The sequence below is a fragment of the Bradyrhizobium sp. FW305-F6 genome, assembly GCF_058782905.1.
The window spans coordinates 1391514-1407970 of record NZ_JBYSYD010000001.1 but is presented as its reverse complement, the minus strand read 5'-3'; the positions used below and the strand labels follow the sequence as shown (position 1 = coordinate 1407970).

Here is a 16457-nt window from a genome sequence, read left to right as displayed (position 1 = left end):
GGGCGGCGCAACCGTCAGCCAGAGGCCTTATCCTCTGTCCTCCAGCGCCCGTCGCAGCCTTCGGATGATGACGCCGCGGGCGCGGTCGTCGGCGGCGGCTGCAACACGATCGTTGATGTCGAGCATGAGCTCGGACATCTCGTTGTGCCAGTCGAGACGGGTCACGGCCTCCGGCGCGAGGCGCCGGCGGTGATCGGCGTCGAGCACGCGCGGCTCTGGCGCGGCGAGCTCGTAGATGTCGTCGAGCATCGGCTGATAGACCTTCGCCGCGGGAATGATGCGCTCGGCCACGCGCTCGGCGAGGCCCGCGACCGCCGCTTCCTCGCCGTGGACCAGGAACAGCCCGCGGGCGATGGGGCGCCGCGCCGCGATCCAGCCGGCCATGCCGGCGCCATCGGCATGGCCGGAATATTCGTCGATCATGCGGATGCGGGCCGCGACCTTGATCTCCTCGCCCTGGATGCGGACGGCCTTGGCGCCGTTCTGGAGGAAACGGCCGAGCGTGCCGTTGGCCTGGAAGCCGGCAAGCAGCACGGTCGCGCGTTCGTTCCACAGCCAGCGCTTCAGATGATGGCGGATGCGGCCTGCGTCGCACATTCCGCTCGCGGCGATGATGATGTGGAATCCCGACAGGCGCATGATCGCCTTGCTCTCGTCCGCGGTCTCGGTGAATTTGAGATGCGGCGAGTTGAGCAGGCGGCCGACATCGACGGTGGGGTCGAGGCTCTCGGCATGGCGGCGGAACACTTCGGTGGCGCGGATCGCGAGCGGGGAATCGAGGAAGATCGGGGCGATCGGAATCTCGCCGTGCTCCATCAGGTCGACGAGATCGACGATAAGCTCCTGGGTGCGCTCGACCGCGAAGGCAGGCAGCAGCAGCGCGCCGCCGCCCGCCGCGGCATCGCGCACCTCGGCCGCGAGGTGCTTGCGGCGAAGCGCGGGTGTCGTGGCCTCGCGCACCCGGTCGCCATAGGTCGATTCCGAGATGACGTAGTCGAAGTCGGTCGGCGCTTCGGGATCGGGCTGAAGCAGCTTGGCCTCCGGTCCGACGTCGCCGGAGAGCAGCACGCGCAGCGGGCGTGGCTTGCCATGCTCGGCGATTTCGAGCTCGATGGAGGCCGAGCCGAGCAGATGGCCGGCGTTCCAGTAGCGCGCGCGCACGCCGGGGATCACGTCGGTCCAGCTCTCATAGTCGACCGGGCGAAACGATTGCAACGATGCGATCGCATCGGCCTGCGTGTAGATCGGCGCGACCTGCTTGCGCCCGCGCGAGGCGTTGCGCCGGTTGAGCTGCGTAACCTCCGATTCCTGGATGCTGCCGGCGTCGGGCAGCATGTAGGAGCAGAGATCGATGGTGCCGCGCGTCGCCAGGATCGGTCCCTCGAAGCCGGCGCGCACGAGCTTCGGCAACAGGCCGCTATGGTCGATATGGGCATGCGTCAGCAGCACGGCGTCGATGTCGGCGGGGCGAAACGGAAAGGCGCCGTAGTTCAGCTCCTTCAGCGTCTTCTGGCCCTGGAACAGGCCGCAATCGACCAGGAAGCGGCCCGACGCTGTCTCGAACAGATAGCTCGACCCGGTCACGGTGCGGGCGGCACCGCAAAATCGAACGGTGATGCTCATGGCGTCGTCTCCGGATGATGTGGCGTGGTCAGTTCGGACCGCAACGCGGCTGCAAGAATTTCGTCGAGCGCAATCGCATTGGTCGGATGCGGCACGCTGTCGGTCGAGCGTATCGAGCGGATGCCGGCCACTGTGAATGCGGGGATCATCGCGGGTGGAAACAGCGCATGCGTCACCACCGCATCGACTGCGGTCGCACCCATCGCCGCCAGAGCCTTCGCCGCGGCGATCAGCGTCGTCCCGGACGAGACGATGTCGTCGACGAGAAGCGCCGGCCGGCCCGAGAGCAGGCCGGGATCGGCAAAGCCGACGGCAACCGAGCGATCGCCGTGCCGAATCTTTCTCGCCACCGTATGCTGCAACCGCAGCCGGCTCGCGACATCGCTCACCCAGGGCTCGGATTCCATGTCGGGTCCGATCACGACGGTTGCGGGGTCGATGCCGCCCGCCGCCAGTGCGTTCGCGATGGCCGGCATGGCGGACAGGTTCTCCGCTTCGATGCATGGAAACACGGACCTGATGTCGGGCGTGCGATGCAGATGCGCGTCCACGGTGACGATGCGGTTCACGGTCGCTGCAAGCAGATGGCCCATGACACGCTGGCTGATGGCTTCGCCCGCATGGAATGCAGCGTCCTGCCGCATGTAGCAGAGATAGGGCGCGACCAGGACCAGCCGCGTCGCGCCGTTGCGCCGCAGGGCCTCCGCAGCGAACAACAGCGTGATCAGCTTGTCGTTGGGTTGATCGAGCGGGGCGTAGAGGATCGTGGTGTCGGCCGCCGGCGCGACGGCGACGCGCAGCTCGCCGTCTGGAAAGCGATGCACGGCGATTCCGTCGCAGGAAAGCCCGAGCCGCGCCGCAAGGCGCTTCGCCGCATCGCCGGCGCCGGACAATGTCTGGAGCGCGATCGTGCTCACGGCGCCGTCTTGCCCTGCGGCGCCTCGTGACCGTTGACGACATAACCAGTCTGCTCAGCGGCCGCGGCGGCAACCAGATCGTGCTCGGGGCGGTCGAACGTGTAGACGCGATAGAGTGGCTCGCCCTGCTCCACGCGATCGCCGATCTTCTTGAAGAGGCGAATGCCGGCACCCTTGTCCAGCGGCGCGCCGGCGGTGCGGGCGAGGCGGTTCATGCGCAGGCAGTCGATCGCGGACACGATGCCGTCACGCGGTGCCTCCACGTCCAGGCTGAGCGGTCCGAGCTCGCTGCTGCATGTCGATGGCCCCTGTGCGTCGATGATCTTCTGCATCTGCTTCAGCGCCGCGCCGCTGTCGAGCAATTCGCGCGCCCTCGCATAGCCGGCGCCGCCGCGCAGCTTCGGATCGTATTCCAGGAGATGGGCGGCGAGCCGGAGCGACTTCTCGCGCAGATCGCGCGGCGCGCCCGGCTCGTTGCCGAGCACCGCCATGACGTCGTTGGCTTCGAGCACCGGCCCGATGCCGTTGCCGATCGGCTGGCTGCCGTCGGTCGTGATCACCTCGACCGTGCGGCCGAAGCGGTCGCCGACGAACTCGAACAGCTTGCGCAGCCGCATGGCTTCGACGCCGCCGGTGACCTTCGCGGTCGGTCCGACCGGAATGTCGATCAGCAGATGGGTCGAGCCTGCCGCGATCTTCTTGGACATGATGGAAGCGACCATCTGCTCGCGCGTATCCAGGCTCAGGGGGCGCTCGACCGAGATCAGGACGTCGTCGGCCGGCGACAGGTTCACGTGTCCGCCCCAGATCAGGCAGCCGTTGCAGGACGAGACGATCGCCTTCATCTCCTCGACGCCGATGTTCACCCGCGACAGCACCTCCATCGTGTCGGCCGTGCCGGCGGGCGAGGTGATGGCACGCGAGGAGGTCTTCGGAATCGGCAGGCCATGAGCGGCGACGATCGGCACCACGACCATCGAGGTGCGGTTGCCGGGGATGCCACCGATGCAATGCTTGTCCACGACGACGGGGGTCGGCCAGACCAATTGCGTGCCGGCCTGCGCCATTGCGCCGGTGAGGGCAAGAAGCTCGTCGCTGGTGATGAAGCTCGCCGATCCGATCAGGAAGGCGGCGATCTCCATGTCGGAGTAGCGATAATGTGCGAGATCGCTGATGATCGCGCCGATCTCGGCCTGGCTCAAGGTTCGTCCGCGGATCTTCGCACGCACCGCTTCCAGACTGTCAGGAGGCGAGGCGGGCCTCACGGTGACCGGCGTCCCGACCGCTTCCGCGAAGCGCCGGAACGCCGGTTCGGAGAGGCCGATCTCGTCGGATGTCGCCAGCGTATCGTCGTCCGTGATCAGCAAGGTCGCCAGCAGCACCTTGCCGCCGTGACGAAGCTCGACGCGGCTGAAGCCGCGGAAGAGCTCGGCGCGCAGTGCCTTGGAGTGCCGGGAGACGACGACGACGTTCTCGCGGCCGGTGTCGAGGCGGACGCGGCGGATCTTCAGTTGGGAGTGCGGAAGGTTTGGAGGCATGGACGGACCGGCGGCAGGGAGTTGAACCTCCATGCTTAGACGTCGCAGTCCCGATGCTGTTGACCCAGATCATGGGCCCGAGGTCCGGAAGACGCGCCGCCAGGTGGGGCGCGCCGTGCCTCGGGGCAGGTCCGGCCGTTACTTCATCGCCGAGCTGATCGAGTTGAACTTGTTGTTGAGCAGTACAGCGCCCGTGCTGTTGACGATGGTTACGATTGCCAGAGCGATCCCTGCGGCGATCAGGCCGTACTCGATTGCGGTAGCGCCATTCTCATCGGCAAGAAAGGACCTAAGCAGACGCATTGGCAACTCCCGTTGATCCGATCCGATGGATGGTCGCGTCGTTATCGGACTTGCAAATCGATCGAATAAGTCTTTGTGCGCGCCATAAAGTATCAAACCCGGGCGATCGCGCCTCTGCTGATACGACGGCATCCATTAAATTTAGGTTCCGCCGATCCGTTCAAATGGAGTGAAGTCGGCGGCCCCCGAGGCGCCGCTGCCCTGGCGCAGGGTCCGGAGGGCGGGATTGTGCGGGCCGCTTAACTGATCGTTGAGCCTGTTCGTCGAACGGACCGGCCAGGACATTGCGCTCATCTTCGGCGACCGTCCGCATTCAGCGCCCGCAACATAGCGATGCGGGCGAACATCACCCAGCCGCCGCCGGTCTCGGCCGCGTTGATCAGGGTCTCGACGGCGGTCTGCCAGTGCGCCTCGTGTTGGGTATCCTCAGGCAGGTGCATGATGTAGTCCGCGGCATCCTGGAGCGTGAGCAGCTTGCGCTTGCTGCTCACGCGGACCGGATCGTCGAACGCCGCCGACCAGGGCATGTCAGGCCGCCGGATCGACGAGAGGAAACATCAGGGCGCGATCGAAAGGGGGAACGGGGCTAGCCGGCCTTCTTCGCCCGCGCCGGCGCGCGCACCGGCTTGTCGGCCTTCTTCGGGGCGTCCTTGGGGGCCTTGGCTGCAGCGTCCTTGCCCTTGCCTGATATCGGCAGCAGCATTTCGCGCTGGCCCTCGACGCGCTTCTTGGGCTTTTTGGCCTTGACGGCCTCCTTGGCGACCTTCGCCGCGGGCCCGGCGTCCTTCTCGCTCGCGATGCTCTTCTTCAGCGCGTCCATCAGATTGATGACGTTGCCGCCGGTCTTCGGTGCGGCCTTGGCGGCGATCGGCATGCCGCTGCGCTTCTTGTTGATGAGATCGATCAGCGCCGTCTCGTAGTGATCCTCGAACAGCTCGGGCTCGAACGCACCCGACTTCTTCTCGACGATGTGCTTTGCGAGGTCGAGCATGTCCCTGGTCAGCTTCACGTCCTGGATGTCGTCGAAATACTCCTTTTCGCTGCGGACCTCGTAGGGGTAGCGCAGCAGCGTGCCCATCAGTCCGTTCTCGAGCGGCTCCAGCGCGATGATGTGCTCGCGGTTGGTCAGCACCACGCGGCCGATCGCGACCTTGTCCATGCTGCGGATGGTCTCGCGGATCACTGCATAGGCGTCATGGCCGACCTTGCCGTCCGGCACGAGATAATAGGGGCGGATCAGATAGCGGTTGTCGATGTCGGCCTTGGGCACGAACTCGTCGATCTCGATCGTGTGGGTGGAGTCGAGCGCGATGTCGTCGAGCTCGTCCTTGGTGACCTCGATATAGGTATCGGTGTCGACCTTGTAGCCCTTGACGATGTCGTCGGAAGTCACCTCGTCCCCGGTCTCGGCGTCGACCTTGAGGTACTTGATGCGGTGGCCGGTCTTGCGATTGATCTGGTTGAACGAGACCTTCTCGGTATCGGAAGTGGCCGGATAGAGCGCGACCGGGCAGGTCACGAGCGACAGACGCAGAAAACCCTTCCAATTGGCGCGGGGGGCCATGGGCTACTCCAGACGCAACAGAGGACAAGCTTTGAGGATAACATTGCCGAGGTGCGAATCCTAGCAACCGTCGGCGCGGAATCTCGCAACGGCGTTAATCGCCGCCTGCGCCGTCTTGCCCGGCACCTCGATGGTTCGGAACATCGCCCGAGATCACGCGTTGCCCCGCCAACTGAGACACCGCGAGGACGTCGCGGCTACCTGACGCGACAGCCACAGATTGAGGACACCATGGCAACCACACGAGAGCAGAAGCGCATCGTCGAAACTCCGACCGAGGCGCGCCAGGGCGAGCCCGGGCCCTCCGTGGCGGCGCTGCTCGCCATCTCGACCGGGCTGGCAATCCTGATCCTCGCCGTCGTCTGGTTCGTGTTCTTCCGGACCTGACGGCCGGAGAGTTCGCTCGCCGCGCGATGCGGCACATTGCGCCCGTACCGCCGCCGGTTGATCCGGCCGCGCTGCGGGCGCAGTCGCATTGGCTGGCGGCACATCGTATATGACCAAAAAGTAACGTAGGCCGGTTCCCCGCGTTCATATTCAGTTCACGCCGGAATTGCTCATCTCTATGGCATCGTGAAGCTTGTTCTTGCAGCCTTTGGAGAGAGCCGTGCGCCTGCTCGTTGTTGAGGATGACCCCGATCTCAATCGCCAGCTCACCAAGGCGCTGACAGACGCCGGCTATGTCGTCGATCGGGCGTTCGATGGGGAGGAGGGGCATTATCTCGGCGACAACGAGCCCTATGACGCCGTGGTGCTCGACATCGGCTTGCCCAAGAAGGACGGCATCTCGGTGCTGGAGGCCTGGCGCCGCAACGGCCGCACCATGCCGGTGCTGATCCTCACCGCACGCGATCGCTGGAGCGACAAGGTGCAGGGTTTCGATGCCGGCGCCGACGATTATGTCGCAAAGCCGTTCCACCTGGAGGAGGTGCTGGCGCGCATCCGCGCCCTGCTGCGCCGCTCGACCGGCCACGCCCAGAGCGAATTGACGTGCGGCCCCGTGACGCTCGACACCCGAACCGGCCGGGTCAGCGTATCCGGCAATCCCGTCAAGATGACCTCGCACGAATATCGGCTGCTGGCCTACCTGATGCACCATTCGGGACGGGTGGTCTCCCGCACCGAGCTGGTCGAGCATCTCTATGACCAGGATTTCGACCGCGACTCCAACACCATCGAGGTCTTTGTCGGCCGCATCCGCAAGAAGCTCGACGTCGATATCATCCAGACCGTCCGCGGCCTCGGCTATCTCCTGACCCCGCCGGCCGCTTGATGCGTTGCGGGGCTTGACGGGCAGCCCGACAGGGGCCTTGGTCCCGTCATGACCGCCGACGCCTTGAGATTCTCCGCCTCCCCGGATCGCTCCGATGGCTGCTAGCTCGCTTGCCAACCGGCTGTTCCTGTCGGCGACTGTCTGGCTCGTGGTGATCCTGGCCGTCACGGGTGTCGTGTTGTCGTCCGTCTACAAGGACGCAACCGAGCGCGCCTTCGACAGGCGGCTCAATCTCTATCTGCGCACGCTCATCGCGGAGGTCGCGACCCCCGACGAGCCGCCCGACCGCCAGTTCCAGTCGCTCGGCGAGCCCCTGTTCGAGCTGCCGCTGTCCGGCTGGTACTGGCAGATCACGCGCACTGACACCGAGAAGCCCGAAGTGCGCTCCTCGCGCTCGCTCTGGGACAAGAAGTTGCCGAAGCTGGAAGAGCAGGGCGCCGAGCTCACCGCCGCTGGCATCCGCCTCGCCTATGTCGACGGGCCCGAAGGGCAGAATCTGCGGATGGTGGAACGGCCGGTCGATCTCGGTGCCGACGGCAAATTTCTCGTGAGCGTCGCCGGCGACGACACCGAGATATTCGACGAGACGCGCAGCTTCGACTATTATCTCGGCGGCACCTTCACCGCGCTCGGCATCGTCCTGCTGCTGACGACCGTGTTCCAGGTCCGCTTCGGCCTTGCCCCGCTCAAGCGCATCTCTGAATCGATCGCCGACATCCGCTCCGGGCGGGCGGAGCGTCTGGAAGGTGAATTTCCGGTCGAGATCGCGCCTTTGGCGCGCGAGACCAATGCGCTGATCGACGCCAATCGCGAGATCGTAGAGCGCGCGCGTACCCATGTCGGCAATCTCGCCCATGCGATCAAGACGCCGCTCTCGGTCATCGTCAACGAGGCCGGCGCCCATGCGGCCGATCCGTTCGCGGAAAAGGTGATGGAGCAGGCGCACGTGATGCGCGACCAGGTCGCCCATCATCTGGAGCGCGCCCGCATCGCCGCGCGGGTCTCGGTGGTTGCGACCGTGACGGAGGTGGCGCCTGCGATCGAGGCGCTGCGGCGGACCATGGAGAAGATCCATCGCGACCGCGGCATCGTGGTCGAGGCCAAGGCCGATCCCTCCGCGAAGTTCCGGGGGGAGCGGCAGGACCTGGAGGAGATGGTCGGCAATCTCGTCGACAATGCCTGCAAATGGGCCGCCTCGCGCGTCTTGATCGAGGCGCTGGCGGAGCCGCCGCATCAGGCCGGCGCCGGCCCGCGTTTGCGGATCATCGTCGACGACGACGGCCGCGGCCTGTCGGAAGCGGAGCGGGCCCAGGTCGCCCGGCGCGGCCAGCGGCTCGACGAGTCCAAGCCCGGGTCGGGCCTGGGCCTCTCGATCGTGACCGACCTCGCCGCCCTCTATGGCGGCAGCCTGTCGCTCGGCAACGCGCCGACCGGGGGCCTGCGCGCGGAGCTGGTCCTTCCAGGACTGTAATCCCTTGATACGATGTGAATTTTGGGCGATCGATGTTCCCGGACAGCGAAAATCGCGGCCATTCGAGCCGGCTTCCTAAACGGCTTCTTAAGTTGGCACCTCCTATGATCGCACCGGACCCATCCCATGTCCGCCATTTTACCGTGCATGACCCGGGCGCATGAGCCAGACATCGATCGAGCGGCTGAGGGACTATCTCGCGCAGCTCCCGCCGCAGTCGCAGGCGCTGCTGATGCGGGAGTTCGAGCGAGCGCTGGAGCGTGGCCAGGAAACAGCGGTCGCAACCCTCGTCCTCGAGCAACTGCGCAAGATCGTGCGCAAGAGCGAAGCCGATGAAGCGCCGCCGCCGCGGACAGACGATCTGTCGCGGCTGCTGTTCCAGGTCTTGGAACCGTTCCTGGTCGAGGCGGGCACCCCGATCCGGGCCGGCCAGATTCGCCGCTCCTCGCTGCAGCCGATCTGGCAGTGGCTCGGCCGTGACGGTGCGCCTGACAAGGTAGTCGAATTCGAGGCGGCGCTGGCGCGCATGCCCGCCGATGCTGCAGGCCAGGTCGAGGCCTTGGCGCAGAAGCTCCAGGCGGTGGCGGCGGATGCGATTTTCGAGCTGACCGGTCCCGGCGGCGGCGACAAGACGCGCGCGCTGGCAAGGGTCGGCCCACCCAACGTGATCGAGGATCTCTATTCGATCGGAGCGGTGCTCCAGGTCCGGGACGCCATCGCCGCGCTGAGCGAGAAGTTGCCGCGCTTCCTGCGCGCCTTCGGGGAGTCCCAGATCGCGTCGGTGACGTCGGCGCTCAACATTCCCGTGCTCCAGACCCCGCAGATGCTGCCCTTCGCGCTGTCGATGGTGGTGCAACGAATGAGCGCACCGTGGCAGATCATCCGCCTTGCCATCAAGATTGCCGCCTCCGATGACGAGATCCGCGTCGCGGCAACGCCCTATGGCGTTGCCGTCACGATCGCGCTGCATGATTTGTCCTGCGTTGCCGCGATGCTTCGCATGGACATCAAGCGCAGTCATTTCGAGAATGTCGCCGACAATCTCAAGACGCTGCACGACGGCGTGCGCGGCCTGCGCACCGAGCTCGACCTGCGCAACGATTCTGCCTGGGGCAAGCAGTTGACCTCGATCCGGGCCGACATCTCCAATGCGCTGCAATCCGAGATCGACAGCGTTCCGGGCCGCGTCCGCCGCATCCTGCGCCAGCGTCCCGAGAAGGACATCCCGCCGGGCGCGCGGATCGACAGCACCGAGGTCGAGGAAGCGGTGGCGTTGATCGACTTCGTCGCGACCTGCCGCAACTATGCAAGCGAGCTTGCGATCAACGAGGTGACGCTGCGCACCTATTCCGATCTCCAGCAATACGTGGAACGGTCGACCGAGCAGCTGGTGCAGGCGCTGCGCGCAGCCGATCACAAGGTCCGCGCCTATCGGCAGCAGCAGGTGCAGGCCGCGATCCGCTTCTGCCAGGTGCTGTTTGGCGACGATTACGCCTCGCTGATGAGCCGGGCCGCCGAAAACGCCCTCACAGGCGAACGCAAATCGTCGCGCGCCAGCTGATTCACGCGAAATTTTCGTGGTCACAATTTCTGGTTGACGGTGCCGACGTCGCACCGTACGGTCCCCGTGCAAGTCTGGGAATGTATGTTTGTAGGCCCATGAAACCCGTTATCAGCTCCATCGAGATCGAGAACCGCGTTATCGTGGCCAAGTATCGAAGGCTGATGGTGGGGGCCAAGGTGGTGCTGGTCGAGAAGACGAGCGATCGGCAGGTTCCGGAGACCATCACGCGGGTTGCATCTCCGGTTCCGGTCGGAGCGTTGCGCATCAGATTGCCGGACGCCGTCAAGCCGGGAACATACTTCCTGAAGGCCTTCAACGGGCGTGGCGAGGATGCGGCGCAAAGCGCGGACTTCGAGATCGGCTAAGTCGTTGGATTGTCAACTCTTCGGGACGGCATGCCACGCAGCGCTTTGACAATTGTCAATTGCCGCATTGTCCGGCCGTGGTGTAAAGGCACCTATAGGCGCGGTTCGTGCGCTGCCGGAAGCTTGCCAGATGACTCCATGGTTCGTGTTCGCGCTGATGACGGTCGCGGCGATTTTCGCCGTGCTCTGGCCGCTTGGCCGCAGTAGCGGCGCGCAAGATCAAGGCAGCGAGGTCGCGGTCTACAAGGACCAGTTGGCCGAGGTCGAGCGTGACCTCGCCGCAGGACTGATTCCGGCGCCCGAGGCCGAGGCTGCGCGCGTCGAGATCAGCCGCAGGCTGCTCGCGGCGGCAGCCAGCGAGCCCGCAATGGCGCCGAAGACGAACCTCAAATGGCGCCGTGCGGCGGCCGTGCTGGCGCTCGCCGGCCTGCCGCTCGTTGCGGTCGCCGTCTACATGCCGCTCGGCTCACCCAAGCTTCAGGACTTTCCCCTGGCGCAGCGGGAGCGCGGGTCGGGCATGGCGCAATCGCTCGAGAACCTCGTCGTTCAGGTCGAGCAACATCTGGAAAAGAATCCGACCGACGGGCGCGGCTGGAACGTGCTCGCGCCGGTTCTGGAGCGGCTCGGCCGCTTCGACGATGCCGTGCGCGCCTATCGCAACTCGCTCACCTACAATGGCGAGAGCGCGGAGCGCCGGTCCGATCTCGGCGAAGCGATGTCGGCTGCCGCCGGCGGCGTGGTGACGGCCGAGGCCAAGGCCGAATTCGAGCGAGCTCACGCCTTGAACGCGGACGATCCCAAGGCGAACTACTTTCTCGGTCTTGCCGCCGAACAGGACGGCCGCAAGGACGATGCAGCCAATATCTGGCGCGCGCTGCTTGCGAAGGCGCCTGCGGATGCGCCGTGGCGTGTCCTGGTGCAGTCTTCGCTCGCGCGGGTCGGCGGGGGCGGTGCGATGCCGGCGTTGTCCGATGAGACGATTGCTGCCACCAAGGACATGGCCGAGGGCGATCGCAATGCCATGGTGCGCGGCATGGTCGATCGCCTGGCCACGCGGCTGAAGCAGAACGGCGACGACGTCGAGGGATGGCTACGCCTGGTGCGCGCCTATCTCGTGATGGGCGAGCGCGACAAGGCGATGGGGGCTTCGGCCGATGCCCGGCAGGCGGTCGCCAGCGACGCCGAGCGGCTGCGCCAGCTCAACGAAGGCTTGAAGACCCTCGGGGTCGGCGGATGACGGATTCAGGACGAGAGATGCGGGAAACGGGTACGCCATGACGCGCAAGCAGCGACGTATGACCATCATCGGCGGTTCGCTCGCCGTGCTCGCGCTCGCGGCCGCGCTGGTGCTCAACGCATTGCGCGACTCCATCGTGTTCTTCTCGACCCCGACCATGGTCGCCGAGAAGCAGATCGAGCCCGGCAAGCGGTTTCGCCTCGGCGGCCTGGTGCAGCCCGGCTCCCTTCAGCGCGGCGACAATCTCGCGGTGACCTTCGAGGTCGCCGATGGCGGAGCCAGGCTGCCGGTCGCCTACAAGGGCATCCTGCCCGACCTGTTCCGCGAAGGGCAGGGCGTGGTCGCCGAAGGTGCGCTCGACTCCAATGGCGTGTTCAAGGCCGATACCGTCCTCGCCAAGCACGACGAGACGTACATGCCCAAGGAGGTCGCCGATGCCCTGAAGAAGCAGGGGCACTGGAAGGACGATTACGGCGCCCAAGCCTCCGGTACCCAAGCTTCTGGCGCCGCCAAACCCGCGGCGACGACCGCGCAAGGCAATCCGCAAGGAGCGGTGCGGTGATCGCGGAATCTGGACATTACGCGCTGGTGCTGGCGCTGGGACTGGCGCTGATCCAGTCCATCGTGCCCCTGATCGGCGCGCGCCTGGGCGATGCGGCGCTGATGAATGTGGCGCGCTCCACCGCGCTGGCGCAGCTGCTGTTCGTCGGCGCCTCGTTCACGGCGCTGGTGATGCTGCACGTGAACTCGGATTTCTCCGTCGCCAACGTCTACGAGAACTCCCACTCGATGAAGCCGCTGCTCTACAAGATCACGGGCGTGTGGGGGAACCATGAAGGGTCGATGCTGCTGTGGGTGGCGATCCTCGCGCTGTTCGGCGGGTTGGTCGCGGCAATCGGCAACAACCTGCCGCTGTCGCTGCGCGCGCATGTGCTGGCCGTGCAGGCCTGGGTCGCCGGCGCGTTCTATCTCTTCATCCTGGTGACATCTAATCCGTTTCTGCGCATCGCGAGCCCGCCGATCGAGGGACGCGATCTCAATCCGGTGCTGCAGGACATCGGCCTCGCCGTGCATCCGCCGATGCTCTATCTCGGCTATGTCGGTTTCTCGATCTCGTTCTCCTTCGCCATTGCTGCGCTGATGGAGGGCCGGATCGATGCGGCCTGGGCACGCTGGGTGCGGCCCTGGACGCTGGTCGCCTGGATCTTCCTGACGCTCGGCATCGCGATGGGTTCGTACTGGGCCTATTACGAGCTCGGCTGGGGCGGCTGGTGGTTCTGGGATCCGGTCGAGAACGCCTCGCTGATGCCCTGGCTCGCCGGCACCGCGCTGCTGCATTCGGCCGTGGTGATGGAAAAGCGCAATGCGCTGAAGGTCTGGACCATCCTGCTCTCGATCCTGACCTTCTCGCTGTCGCTGCTCGGCACCTTCCTGGTGCGCTCCGGCGTCATCACCTCGGTGCACGCCTTCGCCACCGACCCCACCCGCGGCGTGTTCATCCTGCTGATCCTCTGCCTGTTCATCGGCGGCAGCCTGGCGCTGTTCGCAGGCCGCGCCACCTCGTTGAAGCAGGGCGGCCTGTTCGCGCCGATCTCGCGCGAGGGCGCGCTGGTGCTGAACAACCTGCTGCTCACCGTCGCCTGCGCCGTCGTGCTGTTCGGCACGCTCTATCCGCTGGCGATGGAGATGCTCGCCGATTTCAAGATGTCGGTCGGCGCACCCTTCTACAATCTCACCTTCGCGCCGCTGTTTGCGCTGCTGCTGCTTGCGGTGCCGTTCGGGCCGATGTTGGCCTGGAAGCGCGGCGATCTGCTCGGCGTGACGCAGCGTTTGCTCGCGGCCGGCGTCGCGGGGCTCGTCGTGGTCGCCATCGTCTGGGCCTGGGTGCGGGGCGGCAGCGCGCTGGCCCCGCTCGCGATCGGGCTCGGCGTCTTCGTCATCGCCGGCGCCGTCACCGACATCGTCGAACGGACCGGGCTGGTCCGCCTGCCGTTCGCATCTGCGCTGCATCGTGCCCGCGGCCTGCCGCGATCGGCCTGGGGGACGGCGTTTGCGCATGCCGGCCTCGGTGTTGCGCTGATCGGGATCGTCTGCGAGACCACCTGGAACAGCGAACATATCGCGACGATGAAGCAGAACGACGTGGCTCATGTCGCCGGCTATGATTTGAAGCTCGACGGATTGTTTCAGCGTCAGGGCCCGAACTACCGCGAGATGATCGCCGAATTCAACGTCAGCCGCGACGGCAAGTCCCTGACGGTCATGACGCCGTCGAAACGCAGCTTCACCACGCGCGGCTCCTCGACGACGGAGGCCGCGCTGTTGACGCGCGGCGCGAGCCAGCTCTACGTCTCGCTCGGCGATGCCACCGCCGAAGGCGCCATCGCCGTGCGCATCTATCACAAGCCGCTGGTTCTCCTGATCTGGTGGGGGCCGGTGCTGATGGCGTTCGGCGGCGTGCTGTCGCTCTCCGACCGCCGCCTGCGGGTCGGCGCGCCGAAGCCGGCGCGGGCCAAGCAGCGTCTCCAACCTGCGGAATGACCCGATGCGCCGGATGATGGCCGCGTTCGTCGCGTTGCTGCTGCTGGCCTTGCCTGCGGCGCACGCCGTCCAGCCCGACGAGATCATGTCGGATCCCGCCAAGGAATCGCGCGCGCGCGAATTGTCGCGCGAGCTTCGCTGCATGGTCTGCCAGAATCAGTCGATCGACGATTCCGATGCGCCGCTGGCACGGGATCTACGGCTCCTGGTGCGCGAGCGCATCGCGGCCGGCGACAGCAATTCGCAGGTGCTCGACTTTCTGGTCGCACGCTACGGCGACTTCGTTCTGTTGAAGCCGCGCTTCGAGCGGCAGAACCTCTTGCTGTGGATGCTCGGGCCGGTGCTGCTGCTCGGCGGTGGCCTGGCGCTGTGGCTGCAGATCCGCCGTCGCTCGGGAAGTGGTGCAGACGTACCGCCTCCGCCGCTCACGGCAGACGAGAAGGCGCGGCTTGCGGCCTTGATGTCGGACGACGCCAAGTCCTCCTGAAGCCCCCGAGCACGTAGTGCTACGTGGTCGGCCGGCCCGCGTCGCGTGCTTCATGCTATTTTGACCTTTGTCTGGAAGCTTGTCGCAAGATGTGATTCCAGCCTCTGAGTCCCCCGATGTTCGCGAACAGCAATTTGACGATCCGCTTCCTGGTCGGCGCCGTCGTCGCTGCGCTATTGTTCCTGCTGGGTATCGGCGGCGGCACCGGCTTTGTCGCGGTGCTCTATCTCAACAACGAGATCACCAGCCTGTCCGCCAACTTCTCCGCGCTGAGCGGCCCGGCGCGCGACCACGCCATGCAGATCTACCAGCAGGCGCAGACCGCGTTCTCCTATTTCCTGGTCGCCTGCGGCGTGATCGCCGTGGTCGCTTTCGCGATCTGCCTCACCACCTTTTTCGCCGTGCGCAACGGCATCCTCAATCCCCTGGCGGCGATCGTGCATGCCATGCGCGAGGTCGCCGACCAGAAGTTCGAGACGTCGGTGCCGGGGCTCGGCCGTACCAACGAGATCGGCCTGCTCGCCGGTGCGCTGGAGGTGTTCAAGACCAACGGCCTCGAACGGCGCCGTCTCTCCGAGCAGCAGCTGCATGAAGCGCAGCATCAGGCCGAGCGGTCGAAGTTCCTGGACGACCGGATCAGGCGCTTCAACGATCTCGTCGCAAGCGTCGTCGCCAGCGTGGCGTCATCGGCGGTGCATCTGAAGACCAATGCCGAGACGCTGTCGCGGACCGCCAACGACACCAGCACCAAGGCCAATGCCGTCGCGAGCGCCGCCAGTCAGGCCAGCGGCAGCGTTCAGACGGTCGCAGGTTCTGCCGAGGAGATGACGAATTCGATCGGCACGATCAGCCGCCGCGTTACGGACGCGACCCAGCGCGCCGAGGGCGCGGCGTCCCAGGCGGAGAAGAGCCGCGATACCATTCACACGCTGTCGGATGCCGCCGACAAGATCGGCGAGGTCGTCCAGCTCGTGCAGGCGATCGCATCGCAGACCAATCTCCTGGCGCTCAACGCCACCATCGAGGCGGCGCGGGCCGGCGAAGCGGGCAAGGGATTTGCGGTGGTCGCTTCCGAGGTGAAGAATCTCGCGCATCAGACCAGCAAGGCAACCGAGGAAATCACCTCTCAGGTCGCGAGCATTCAGGGCATCACCGCCGAGACGCGCGGCGCGATCGACGGCATTTCCAAGACGCTGTCGGAGATTTCGTCGATCATGTCCGGCATCGAGATCGACACCGCCCAGCAGCGCAACGCCACGCAGGAGATCACGCGCAGCGCCCAGGATGCTGCGCGCGGGACCCTCGACGTCTCCAACCATATCGTCCAGATCACCTCGACCTCCGCCGAGACCGGCCGCATGGCCGCCGAGGCCAGGGATTCGGCGGTCGACCTCTCGCAGCAGGCCGAGACTTTGAAGCGCGAAGTCGATGAGTTCATCGTCAGCGTCAGGGCAAGCTGAGTCCGGCAACCGCACCTGCGCCCTCGTGCCGGAACGCTATTAAGTTCCTGCAACCCAACCATTTTCGGCCTGTGCCGAACTGCCGCATCCGCGCTGCCATTCATTACGAAAGTT

At 65.9% G+C, this 16457-nt stretch carries 16 protein-coding genes; 10 read left to right on the top strand and 6 right to left on the bottom strand.

Annotated elements, in window-relative coordinates; all coding sequences use genetic code 11:
- Positions 1-27 precede the first annotated feature (27 nt).
- The 6 genes from AC3WLX_RS06780 to ku form a co-directional block, all read right to left on the bottom strand.
- Entirely contained in the window at positions 28-1623 is a 1596-nt protein-coding gene (locus AC3WLX_RS06780; protein ID WP_492335198.1) for an MBL fold metallo-hydrolase, read from the bottom strand.
- Positions 1620-2540 (bottom strand): ribose-phosphate diphosphokinase, encoded by a 921-nt coding sequence (locus AC3WLX_RS06775; protein ID WP_492335197.1) that lies wholly within the window; start codon positions 2538-2540, stop codon positions 1620-1622. Before AC3WLX_RS06775 ends, AC3WLX_RS06780 begins: the two co-directional genes overlap by 4 nt.
- Entirely contained in the window at positions 2537-4078 is a 1542-nt protein-coding gene (locus AC3WLX_RS06770; RefSeq protein ID WP_492335196.1) for a thymidine phosphorylase family protein, read from the bottom strand. Before AC3WLX_RS06770 ends, AC3WLX_RS06775 begins: the two co-directional genes overlap by 4 nt.
- A 138-nt stretch (positions 4079-4216) precedes the next feature.
- Positions 4217-4381 (bottom strand): Flp family type IVb pilin, encoded by a 165-nt coding sequence (locus tag AC3WLX_RS06765; protein ID WP_291621804.1) that lies wholly within the window; start codon positions 4379-4381, stop codon positions 4217-4219.
- 290 nt (positions 4382-4671) lie between these two features.
- Complete coding sequence (locus AC3WLX_RS06760; RefSeq protein WP_492335195.1) at positions 4672-4908, bottom strand: hypothetical protein; 237 nt, start codon at positions 4906-4908, stop codon at positions 4672-4674.
- Between the two features lie 59 nt (positions 4909-4967).
- Positions 4968-5945: a non-homologous end joining protein Ku gene (gene ku / locus AC3WLX_RS06755; protein WP_291621808.1), complete on the bottom strand. Its 978-nt coding sequence runs from the start codon at positions 5943-5945 to the stop codon at positions 4968-4970.
- A gap of 231 nt (positions 5946-6176) precedes the next feature.
- Here ku and AC3WLX_RS06750 point away from each other — a divergent pair, with 231 nt between their 5' ends.
- The 10 genes from AC3WLX_RS06750 (at position 6177) to AC3WLX_RS06705 (ending at position 16343) form a co-directional block, all read left to right on the top strand.
- On the top strand, positions 6177-6332 hold the full coding sequence (locus tag AC3WLX_RS06750) for a hypothetical protein (RefSeq protein WP_196232375.1): 156 nt from the start codon (positions 6177-6179) through the stop codon (positions 6330-6332).
- 220 nt (positions 6333-6552) lie between these two features.
- Positions 6553-7218, top strand: coding sequence for a response regulator transcription factor (locus AC3WLX_RS06745; protein ID WP_492335194.1), 666 nt, complete (start codon positions 6553-6555; stop codon positions 7216-7218).
- Positions 7219-7312: 94 nt separating this feature from the next.
- A complete protein-coding gene (locus tag AC3WLX_RS06740; RefSeq protein ID WP_492335193.1) occupies positions 7313-8689 on the top strand; it encodes an ATP-binding protein in 1377 nt (458 codons plus the stop codon).
- 160 nt (positions 8690-8849) lie between these two features.
- Positions 8850-10250 (top strand): hypothetical protein, encoded by a 1401-nt coding sequence (locus AC3WLX_RS06735; RefSeq protein ID WP_492335192.1) that lies wholly within the window; start codon positions 8850-8852, stop codon positions 10248-10250.
- A gap of 98 nt (positions 10251-10348) precedes the next feature.
- Positions 10349-10618: a hypothetical protein gene (locus AC3WLX_RS06730; RefSeq protein ID WP_492335191.1), complete on the top strand. Its 270-nt coding sequence runs from the start codon at positions 10349-10351 to the stop codon at positions 10616-10618.
- A 130-nt stretch (positions 10619-10748) separates the two neighbouring features.
- Positions 10749-11855: a c-type cytochrome biogenesis protein CcmI gene (ccmI, locus tag AC3WLX_RS06725; protein ID WP_492335190.1), complete on the top strand. Its 1107-nt coding sequence runs from the start codon at positions 10749-10751 to the stop codon at positions 11853-11855.
- 37 nt (positions 11856-11892) lie between these two features.
- Positions 11893-12417: a cytochrome c maturation protein CcmE gene (gene ccmE, locus AC3WLX_RS06720; protein ID WP_492335189.1), complete on the top strand. Its 525-nt coding sequence runs from the start codon at positions 11893-11895 to the stop codon at positions 12415-12417.
- Positions 12414-14396 (top strand): heme lyase CcmF/NrfE family subunit, encoded by a 1983-nt coding sequence (locus tag AC3WLX_RS06715; RefSeq protein ID WP_492335188.1) that lies wholly within the window; start codon positions 12414-12416, stop codon positions 14394-14396. Before ccmE ends, AC3WLX_RS06715 begins: the two co-directional genes overlap by 4 nt.
- A gap of 4 nt (positions 14397-14400) precedes the next feature.
- The gene (locus AC3WLX_RS06710) at positions 14401-14883 is read left to right on the top strand and encodes a cytochrome c-type biogenesis protein (protein ID WP_492335187.1); all 483 of its coding nucleotides are present in this window, start codon (positions 14401-14403) and stop codon (positions 14881-14883) included.
- A gap of 116 nt (positions 14884-14999) precedes the next feature.
- The gene (locus tag AC3WLX_RS06705; protein WP_492335186.1) at positions 15000-16343 is read left to right on the top strand and encodes a methyl-accepting chemotaxis protein; all 1344 of its coding nucleotides are present in this window, start codon (positions 15000-15002) and stop codon (positions 16341-16343) included.
- Positions 16344-16457 lie beyond the last annotated feature (114 nt).